This is a genomic window from Caulobacter sp. GW821-FHT09B08 (genome assembly GCF_059418225.1).
On record NZ_JBWKPL010000014.1, the window covers coordinates 1 to 1,043 of the forward strand.

General features: G+C 67.1%; 1 protein-coding gene. It reads right to left on the reverse strand.

Features of this window, described 5'->3' with window-relative positions:
* Window positions 1–1,043 (reverse strand): CoA-acylating methylmalonate-semialdehyde dehydrogenase (mmsA, locus tag AC07OA_RS24425; RefSeq protein ID WP_494666426.1); only part of this gene is annotated, 1,043 nt, incomplete at both ends.

The following is a 1,043-nucleotide window of genomic DNA, read 5'->3' on the forward strand; positions in this document are numbered from 1 at the left end:
GAGCGCTTCCAGCCGCCGAAGCTGTGATAGGCCACCGGCACGGGGATCGGCACGTTGATCCCGACCATGCCGACATTGACCCGCGATGCGAAGTCGCGCGCGGCCTTGCCGTTGCGGGTGAAGATGGCCACGCCGTTGCCGTACTGGTGCTTGGAGGGCAGGTCGACGGCCTCCTCGAAGGTCTCGGCCCGGACCATCTGCAGGACGGGACCGAAGATCTCTTCCTGATAGGTCTTCATGCCGGTCTTGACCCCGTCGAACAGCGACGGGCCGATGAAGAAGCCCTTCTCGAAGCCCTGCAGGGCGAAGTCGCGGCCGTCGACGACCAGCTCGGCGCCCTCCTCGACCCCGATGCGGATGTAGTCGGCGATCTTGGCGCGGTGCTGGGCGCTGACCACGGGGCCGTAGTGGGCCCCCGCATCGGTGGAGATCCCGACCTTCAGGCTCTCGATCTCGGCGATCATCCGCTCGCGCAGCTCGTCGGCGGTCTTCTTGCCGACGGGGACGACGACCGGCAGGGCCATGCAGCGCTCGCCGGCCGAGCCGAAGGCCGCGCCGGAGAGGTCTTTGACCACCTGGTCCAGGTCCGCGTCGGGCAGGACGATGCCGTGGTTCTTGGCCCCGCCCATGGCCTGGACCCGCTTACCGTTGGCGGTGCCGGTCTGGTAGACATAGTGGGCGATGTCGGAGGAGCCGACGAAGCTGACGGCCTTGATGTCCGGATGGGCCAGGATGCCGTCCACGGTGGACTTGTCGCCGTGCACGACGTTGAGCACGCCGGGAGGCGCGCCGGCCTCCATGAACAGTTCGGCCAGCTTCACCGGCACCGTCGGATCCTTCTCCGAGGGCTTGAGGATGAAGGTGTTGCCCACGGCGATGGCGATGCCGAACATCCACATCGGGATCATGGCCGGGAAGTTGAACGGGGTGATGCCGGCCACCACGCCCAGCGGCTGGCGCATCGAATAGACGTCGATGCCCGGGCCGGCGCTCTCGGTATATTCGCCCTTGAGCACATGGGGGATGCCGCAGGCGAACTCGAT